General features: G+C 32.1%; 6 protein-coding genes. All 6 read left to right on the top strand.

Going from position 1 to position 9,120, the window contains the following annotated elements; genetic code table 11:
- Positions 1-1,326: 1,326 nt before the first annotated feature.
- Positions 1,327-2,082, top strand: a complete 756-nt coding sequence (locus IC220_RS05125; protein ID WP_188153457.1) for an NTP transferase domain-containing protein — start codon at positions 1,327-1,329, stop codon at positions 2,080-2,082.
- Between the two features lie 121 nt (positions 2,083-2,203).
- Complete coding sequence (locus IC220_RS05120) at positions 2,204-3,157, top strand: NAD-dependent epimerase/dehydratase family protein (protein WP_188153456.1); 954 nt, start codon at positions 2,204-2,206, stop codon at positions 3,155-3,157.
- Positions 3,114-5,432, top strand: a complete 2,319-nt coding sequence (locus IC220_RS05115; RefSeq protein WP_188153455.1) for a glycosyltransferase — start codon at positions 3,114-3,116, stop codon at positions 5,430-5,432. The genes IC220_RS05120 and IC220_RS05115 overlap by 44 nt, the downstream gene beginning before the upstream one ends.
- The gene (locus tag IC220_RS05110) at positions 5,393-7,099 is read left to right on the top strand and encodes a WG repeat-containing protein (RefSeq protein ID WP_188153454.1); all 1,707 of its coding nucleotides are present in this window, start codon (positions 5,393-5,395) and stop codon (positions 7,097-7,099) included. The genes IC220_RS05115 and IC220_RS05110 overlap by 40 nt, the downstream gene beginning before the upstream one ends.
- 4 nt (positions 7,100-7,103) lie before the next feature.
- Positions 7,104-8,093: a phytanoyl-CoA dioxygenase family protein gene (locus tag IC220_RS05105; protein ID WP_188153453.1), complete on the top strand. Its 990-nt coding sequence runs from the start codon at positions 7,104-7,106 to the stop codon at positions 8,091-8,093.
- 87 nt (positions 8,094-8,180) lie between these two features.
- On the top strand, positions 8,181-9,120 hold a 940-nt coding region (locus IC220_RS05100; protein ID WP_255424136.1), incomplete at its 3' end, for an ABC transporter transmembrane domain-containing protein.

Genomic DNA, 9,120 nt, shown 5'->3' with positions numbered 1-9,120 from the left:
ATTTCTTGTTAATCATGTATGTACTCTTTTTCGGGTAAAAGGCAACATCCTGATATACAATTATTAAAAATGACTTTATTATTTGAAATAATCCATTAATATCGTTTGGGAATTTACATTTTTTTAATTTTACTTAAGATTTCATAAAATATTATAGAAAAGTTTGAGTAAGTATAGCTAATCAAAATTAGGTTTATCTAGGTGTACAGTCCCAGAGAGTGATGGAAGTATAAATAAATCAGGAAATTTTGTCCACTAGACATACTGTAGATAACGCAAGCAACACACCTTAGGAAAGATAAAAGGGGTGCATAACTCTGTAATTTCAGCATAGATCAAGAAACATGGTGAAGGAGGGCTTTCGTAAAGAACTCAATAAAGTACAAGAGGGAAATATACAAATTCTTGAAGTTGATGAGCTATTCACGTATGTAAAAAAAGAGAAAATAAAGCATATGTATTTACTTATGTCAACAGAAAATCAGGCAAAATTATTGATATCCAAGTAGCTAAAGAAGGAGAATAGAAGTTATAGTAAAAGTAGTCAAATATGGAGGTATAGAGTGGCATTAAGGTCAAAATTATTAAATATTTTTTTTAAGGAAGTCCCTCTCTTTAGCGTAACAAAAAATTCAATTATTTACTTTCTCTAAACCGCAAAAAATGTCCTACCTTTTAGAGAAAAATAGGTGAAAGTTAATAGATTATGTAAAGAAAATGGGAATTTTGGGGAAAATAATTAGGTATGAAATGTCGTATGTATGTGGGTAAAAATAAGCTATTATTGGGGGTTTTTGCCATACTAAAACTAACTTAGAGAGGAGTTTGCAACTACGGGTAAATGGGCCAAGCGATACAAATAAAACTTGTTCTCTGTTTCATCGTGTTACTTGGGTAAAATGGCTGTATTGGCAGGTATAATATTAGCATAAAATGAAACAATACCATACCCTATGGAGAAATAGAGAGAAACCTTTAATTTTAACATGCTGACAAAATAAGTCAACAAAGAATTTTTTACTACTACTGAATTTTTCTTTAAAAATAGGAATGAAACCCCTTGCATTGCAAACTTTTCCTATTATTACTCCACCAGTTTAATATAATTACAGTGTACCTATGTTAAAAACGCAGAATTCAACAGATTGCTTGAAGAAAGAAATCACAAAACAACATATGGAGCAAATCAAATATCTTTTTAACAGCTAAAACACGTAATACCAAATTCCATTACTATTTTTTTCATTATAAGCTTTTTCTTTGTTATTGCTCCTTATAATGGAAATTGGTATTACTTAACTTACTATTGAATTAGTTTAGTTAGATATGGGTAACACATTGATAATACTGGCAGCAGGAAAAAGCAGCAGAATGAATTCACAGTACTCAAAAACATTGCACCAAGTAGGAAATTTTACTCTTTTAGAGCATATAATTTATAATGCAAAACCGCTGAGTTTAAAGAACTTATCAATTGTCGTTAACAAGCCTTTTCTAAAAGATTTAGAGAGGTTTGATATCTTAAAGGGTATAATCTGTCAATACAATATAAAGCTGATAATTCAAGAAGATATTACAGGCACTGGTGCTGCAGTTAAAATTGCTTTAGAAAATTTAAAGCAGTTATCCAACCAAGACATAGTTTTAATACAGTATGGAGATACCCCATTTATATCCAGTGATACAGTTACGAGAATAACTAATTGTTTAAAGTATGGTAATAAAAATTTAGTTCTCCTCGGATTTAATAGTCAAGATAAGCAATATGGAAGATTAGTAATTGATGATAACGGAAATGTTCAAAAAGTCCTGAAAAATGGAGATAAAATGCTTCTTGCAAACTCTGGAATAATGGTTTCATACGCTAAAGATCTTTATACTCTAATAAAAGAAATAAAATTTAATAATTTGACCAACGAATGTTGTCTTAATGATATAGTACCCATTGCAGTGAACAATAACTTAAGTGTAGGTTATGTAGTTGCTGATGAAAGAGAAGCAATGGGAGTAAATAGTAAAGAGGATTTGATTAAAGCAGAACGTCACTTTCAAGCAAGAGGACAATCAGCTCTTCTTTTATAACTATATTTTTTTATTCACTGATTTAAGTTGACATTTGTTTTATACTGGTTATATAATGCTTTTCAAGTTTTACTTATAAGATAATTGGTACGAAACTTTAGTTGTAGTAAAAGGGGTATACATGGCGATATTAATAACAGGTGCTGCAGGTTTGATAGGGTCAGCCCTAGTAGAAAAGTTAGAAAAGCAAAGCCATGAAGTAATAAGCTGTGATATTAGGTTTCGTGACAACCCACTCAGTTTTTTTTCAGAAGATATAGTACAACTACTTGCCAAGTGTACAGGGATTATTCATCTGGCTGCAATTTCTAGAGTTATACATGGTGAGCTTTATCCTGAACTGTGTCAAAAAATTAATGTTGATGGTACAATACAGTTTTTAGAGTTATGTAAGTCACTTCCAAATAAACCATGGTTTATATATGCAAGTAGTAGAGAAGTGTATGGAGAGCAAAAGGAACTGCCAGTTAATGAGTCTGCTAGTATTTATCCAATAAATAATTATGCTAAAGGCAAAGCACTTGTCGAGAAGCAAGTAGCAAATTTAAAAGATTTTAATGTAGCAATATTACGATTTTCAAATGTGTATGGTGGTTTACTAGATCATAATAGTAGAGTAATTCCTGCTTTCTGTATTAATGCATTAAAAGGTGATCCAATTAAAATAGAAGGTAAAGAATGTGTTTTTGATTTTACCTATTTGGATGATGTTATAGAAGGTATATACTTAACTGTTAAATATTTACAAAGCGAAAGATCTTCTCTTCCTACTATTCACCTTACTACTAATAGCCCATGTACTTTGGATGATTTAGCAAAAACTATATTAAAAGTCACAAAAAGCGGTTCTAGAATTGATTTTTATCCTCCAAGAAACTTTGACGTAACTAAATTCTATGGTGATTTTACCAGAGCTAAGGAATTACTTGGTTGGGTTCCAAAGTACTTGCTGGAAGAAGGTCTTAAGAAGTTTATAAAAAATCTGCAAGATAATACGAAAAAATTTTCTAAGAATATAGATATGGTAATATATGAAAATATTAAAAGTTATTCATGGTTACCCTCCTTATTATAATGCTGGTTCGGAGGTTTACAGCCAAACTCTTGCCCATGAACTAGCCAATAACAATGAGATGCAGGTGTTTACTAGGCAGGAAAATGTCTTTTTGCCTGACTTTCACTATAGTACAACATTAGATCACGGTATCTTATTACATCTAATTAATGTTAAATATCGTAGTAGATTCATTAGCAAAAAAATAGATACAGTATTTAAGAAGGTAGTAGATAATTTTCAGCCAGACCTCATTCATTTTGGCCACCTTAACCATCTGTCTTTAACTTTACCAGAAATTGCCTTTAAGGATAATATACCTACAGTTTTTACACTGCATGACTTTTGGTTGATGTGCCCACGAGGAAGATTTATTCAGCGCAATTCTGAGAGTTTATTACAGCTTTGTGATGGGCAAGAAGACAAAAAATGTGCAACTCAATGTTATAAGGGATATTTTACAGGGAATAAAGAATTTCTGAGTTCAGACTTAACTTATTGGGAACAATGGGTTACAACTAGAATGAAGCACACAAGAAAAATAATAGACTATATAGATCACTTTATTGCTCCATCAAAGTTTTTGATGGATAAGTTTATTCAAGATTTTAATATTCCGGTCAGTAAAATTTCTTATCTCGATTATGGTTTTGATCTAAATCATCTTAAGGGTAGAAGTAGAGTGCAAGAGAAAGAATTCGTTTTCGGTTATATCGGTACTCATACTCCTGAAAAGGGTGTAGATCTTTTACTGAAAGCTTTCTCTAATTTACCATCTAAAGCAAAACTTAGAATTTGGGGAGCAGTAAGAGAAGAAACCAAAACTCTAAAAACAATTGCCGATCAATTTCCGTGCGCTGTTAAAGAAAGGATAGAATGGATGGGAAGTTATAATAATGAGAATATAGTTACTGACGTATTTAATAAAGTTGATGCAATAGTCGTTCCTTCAATTTGGGGTGAAAATTCACCACTAGTTATACATGAAGCGCAGCAGCTTAGAGTACCAGTTATAACAGCCGATTATGGTGGTATGGCAGAATACGTAAGGAACGGAGTAAATGGGTTGCTATTTAAGCACAGAGACGCAAGTAGTTTGTCAGAAAAAATGCAGGTTCTATCTACAGACCAAAAGTCATATAATAAACTAACACAAGTAGGTTATCTTTACACTGAAAATGGTAATGTACCTTCTATAAGTGAGCATACCAAACAACTTAACAAAATTTACTGTAATGTCATTGCAAGTAAAGGTAAATCAATACCTGTAAAACCTGGTCCTTGGAGAATTACTTTTGATACTAACCCAGACTATTGTAATTTCTCCTGTATAATGTGCGAATGCTTTTCACCATACAGTAAAGTTAAAGAGGAAAAGAAAGCCAAAGGGATAAAGCCTAAAATACTATCGATAGAAACTATCAGAAAAGTAATTAAGGAAGCAACTGGTACACCTTTAAGGGAAATCATTCCTTCTACTATGGGTGAGCCTTTAATGTACAAAAAATTTGATGAAATAATCAATTTGTGCCATGAATTCAGTCTGAAACTTAACCTAACAACTAATGGTTCTTTCCCTATTAAAGGAGCTAAAAAGTGGGCTGAACTATTGGTACCGATTCTATCTGATATTAAGATTTCCTGGAATGGAGCAACAAAAGAAACTCATGAGAAAATTATGAAAGGCTCGAAATGGGAAATAGTAACAGAAAATTTAAAAATTTTTCTTGAAGTTAGAGACAAGTATTTTAGTGATACAGGTAAGAGATGTACCGTTACTTTGCAATTAACATTTTTAGAAAGTAATTTACATGAACTCTATGACATAGTTGAGATGGCCATAAAAAATGGCGTAGATAGAGTTAAAGGACATCATCTTTGGGCACATTTTACCGAAATTAAGGATCTATCTATGAGGAGAGATGTATCAGCAATCAATAGATGGAATACGGAAGTGAGAAGGTTATATGAACTTAGGGACAGTATGCCATTGCCAAATGGTACAAAAATAAAATTAGAAAATTTTACGATTCTTTCTAAGGAAGGTATAAAAGATTTGGCTCCAGGTGGTCAGTGTCCATTTTTAGGCAAAGAAGCATGGATAAACAATGAAGGAAAGTTTAGTCCTTGTTGTGCTCCAGATGAACTCCGTAAAACATTAGGAAATTTTGGCAATGTTAATGAAGTTAAGCTGGAGGAAATATGGCAGAGTAGTGAGTATCTAAACTTACAAAAGAATTATTTACATTATGAATTATGCAAGACATGCAATATGAGAAAACCTTTGATAAACTAATCGAGGACAATCAACATCTTAAATCTATTAAAGTTTCATCATGTGAAAGGTTTCACGAATTACTAGGAAATCCTTTGTATGAAAATAGGTTTATAAAAGTTGGCAAATTTCATGATCCTGGTCTTGCACCAGTTTATGATGAGACAGGTGCTTATCATATCGATACAAAGGGAAGAGCAGTTTATCATAATAGATTTCTAAAAACTTTTGGGTTCTACTGCAATAGAGCAGCTATAGAAGATCATACGGGATATTACCACATTGATCCATCTGGATGTAAAGCGTACAAACAGCTCTATCAGTGGGTTGGGAACTATCAGGAAGATATCTGTGTAGTTAGAAGGCATGATAAATGTTTTCATATTAATTTAAATGGCAATAGGATTTATCAAGAAGAATATGATTATGTTGGGGATTTTAAAGATGGTATTGCGGTGGTTTATAAAGATGGCAAAGCAACACACATCGATAATCATGGCAAACTATTGCATAACAAGTGGTATAAGAAGCTTAACGTTTTCCACAAAGGATATTCTATAGCAGAAGATCAGCATGGTTGGTTTCATATAGATGTCAACGGCAGTCCTGTCTACCAGCAAAGGTTTAAAATGGTTGACGCGTTTTATAATGATATGGCAAAAGTTGAAACTTTTGATGGTATACTAGGGCAGATTGATATTGCAGGGAACATAAAATTTAGTATTTTTACTTTAGGTGAAGAATTTCAAGTAAATCAAGAATCTCAAGTACATAAGATTTCAGCAGAACTGTCAGCTTTTTGGAAAACTTATCTAACAAACGCTGCTATTGAACTTGATTTGCCAAGTATCTTACCAGCAACTACCAAAGTTCTATCTCAAAGGTTAAGCATTACAATTCCAAACCTGGAAAGGCTATTGAGAGCATTATGGGAAATAGAGTTTGTCGGTTATAATAAGAAGCAGAACTTATGGCAGCTATCGTCAAAAGGTAAGTGCTTTAAGGAAATACCGTTTTTGTCTAAAGCGGCAGTAATGTGGGCAAGAGTTGCTGTCGAAAAGAATTGGTTAAGAATTACCGATGTATTAAGGCAGGAACAGATGCCTTCATTTAAATCTTTTAAGGAAAGAGAAGAATCAGAAGATAGAAAAATAGCGTTTTACCAGGCATTGCTAGGATATTCTGCATTTGATACTAAAGAGTTTAATTCCATGATTAATATAGATGGTGCTAAGAATATATTACTATTTGGTGTACACTCTTTATCTCTTGCTTATATATACAACAAAGGTTCTATAGGTTTATATTATTATGATGAACATAAAGTACCTGAGCCGGTAATAGAAGATTTGAAAGTCAAGCCCATAGTTCAAGAAAAATTATCAGCTATAGATTATGAACTGGGCATCTTTTATCGTTTCTTGCAGCATTATGATGATGATAAAGTGATATCTTATTTAAGGTTGGTTAAAGATAAAGGAATACCACGCGTTTTATTAATAGAAACTATTTTAGACTACCATTCTTCAGCAGGAGGCTCTGTAGATATTAATATAATGGTTGAAACAGGAGGTAAGCTAAGAACATTAAGTGATTGGGAAAAAATATTAAAACAAGTAAAGGGATTCAAGGTTTTCGATGTTATTCCTTTAACAGATTATTTATCAGCTATTGATCTCAGGTACTAATCATATGAAAATACTGCAAAAAAGTGGTTTCTTTATTATCAAAAATCTTATCCCTTTAGAATTAATCGCCAAGTCTTTAAATGATATAATAAGTATTATATCAAAATTATCCCAAGAATTAGGTATTTCAACTGCCGATTATTTAAGCTGTACTGGAAGATGGGGGACATCATCTCAGGTGACTAAAATTGTGTCTCAAGTATTAGATGAAATTATCAAAAGTTATCTTGAAAAATCACTTCAGTGTCAAATACTGAAAAAGAAATCAAATGTTATATGTAAAACTGCTGATTTAATAGATGCAGTTCCCTTTCACCAGGACATCTCTTATAGTTTTAATGATCCTTACCATTTTTCCATTTGGTTAGCTTTGAATAATGTCAGTGAAACTTCAGGTGCACTGCAAATTATAGAAAACAGCCACAAATGGGAAATAAAGCCTTTGGTCGATTTTTGGTATCCATATTTTTTTGATCAATATTCAGATAATCGAGAAAATTATAAAATTAAGTCACTACCTATTTCAGCAGGAGATGCAATAGTTTTTGACTCACGATTATGGCATGGTAGCGATAAGAACATAGATGCTAAAGATAGATTTGCTTATGTAACAAGGTGGATTATAAAAGATCAAAATCTTCCCTGTGTGCCAAAACCTCAGCATTCGATTTTTGGTATACTAAATTGTGGTGAGCTGACAGAATCTATGCTGAGAGAATGCTTGTCATTATTTGGTTACAATAAAGGTATAAAAGCGGAAAACACGAAAGAACTTATTAAGAACTGGTTAGCTTTTCTTACAGATGCAACTATAAGCATTCCTGAAATTAACACTGCTGAAGCTAAGCGAGATTTATGTAAGCTACTTATTCTGAATCAAGCGTCAACACTACACGATGCTGGAGATATCTCCGGAAAAATATACAAAAATTTATGGTTTTCACTACTTGTATTTCTCAATAAAAAAGTTAATATAGTAGAGTTGGAATTATAAATGAATCAAAGTAGATTTAATAGCTTCAAATGTGTATTTATGTTCATTTTGAATATAGTATCTAAATTCAAGCTTAATATACTTATAATGTCTCTAATTGCCCTAGTGGTAGCTATTGATTTATCTTTTAGAAAGTATTTAGTAAAAAATATTTTAGATACAGCTGTAAAATATCAGGAAGGTAATATAATTGAAAATCTTTTATTACCTGTAAGCGCTTACCTTTGTATGGCATTACTTATCACTACTGCTTTTAGATTCTATGGCTATTTTGTTGACATTCGCATGTTTACCTCAATGCGTCAAAAAATAGCTGATATGTCTTTTTGTAGACTACTTCAACAAGACCATTCCTATTATCAGAACAATTTATCTGGAAGTTTAGTACATAGGATTAGTAACTTAATGGATAGTGTGATAGAGTTAATAAGGTTACTCATAGATTGTTTCTTTAGTTATAGTATAGCATTAATCTTAGCTATTTACACCTTATCACTAGTGAATATGAAGTTTGCAATCGCTACATTCAGTTGGGTAAGCATTTTTGTTTTAGTCTCGATTTTTAGCTTTCGTGTACTTACTGGGTTAGCTGATAGTCATTCTAAACAAAGTTCACGAGTAATAGCTAGTATAGCGGATAGTATTTTAAATGTTATATCAGTAAGGTTGTTTTCTCAGCAAGCACATGAGAAACGCAAATTTTTTCGAATATGCAAGAAAAGAACTATTGCAGAGAGAAAATTACAATGGGCATACTTTTGGCTTTGGTTTATATATGGCTATTCGTTCGACATACTACAAGCAGTGAGCTTGTATTTTTTAATCCAGGATTATCAATTAAATAAGGTTGCAATAGGAGATATAGCTCTTGTACTTGGAATTAATATATCCATTGTCGAGTTTCTTAACCACTTAACTAGAAATCTTACCCAATTTTCTGCTCACCTTGGCAAAGTTTTAGATGCATTACCAATCTTAACTACTGTACCTGAAATTCAAGACAAGAAAAGTGCTAAGGAATTAAATT

Source organism: Wolbachia endosymbiont of Pentalonia nigronervosa, assembly GCF_014534705.1.
Classification (GTDB): Bacteria; Pseudomonadota; Alphaproteobacteria; order Rickettsiales; family Anaplasmataceae; genus Wolbachia.
Note: the sequence above shows the minus strand (reverse complement) of the source record. Positions and strands in the feature narration are given on the sequence as shown.

Excerpts from the sequence above, each read along its gene's own strand:
- IC220_RS05125 (WP_188153457.1), top strand. The coding sequence starts at position 1,327 with ATGGGTAACACATTGATAATACTGGCAGCAGGAAAAAGCAGCAGAATG.
- IC220_RS05120 (WP_188153456.1), top strand. The coding sequence starts at position 2,204 with ATGGCGATATTAATAACAGGTGCTGCAGGTTTGATAGGGTCAGCCCTA.
- IC220_RS05115 (WP_188153455.1), top strand. The coding sequence starts at position 3,114 with ATGAAAATATTAAAAGTTATTCATGGTTACCCTCCTTATTATAATGCT.
- IC220_RS05110 (WP_188153454.1), top strand. The coding sequence starts at position 5,393 with ATGCAAGACATGCAATATGAGAAAACCTTTGATAAACTAATCGAGGAC.
- IC220_RS05105 (WP_188153453.1), top strand. The coding sequence starts at position 7,104 with ATGAAAATACTGCAAAAAAGTGGTTTCTTTATTATCAAAAATCTTATC.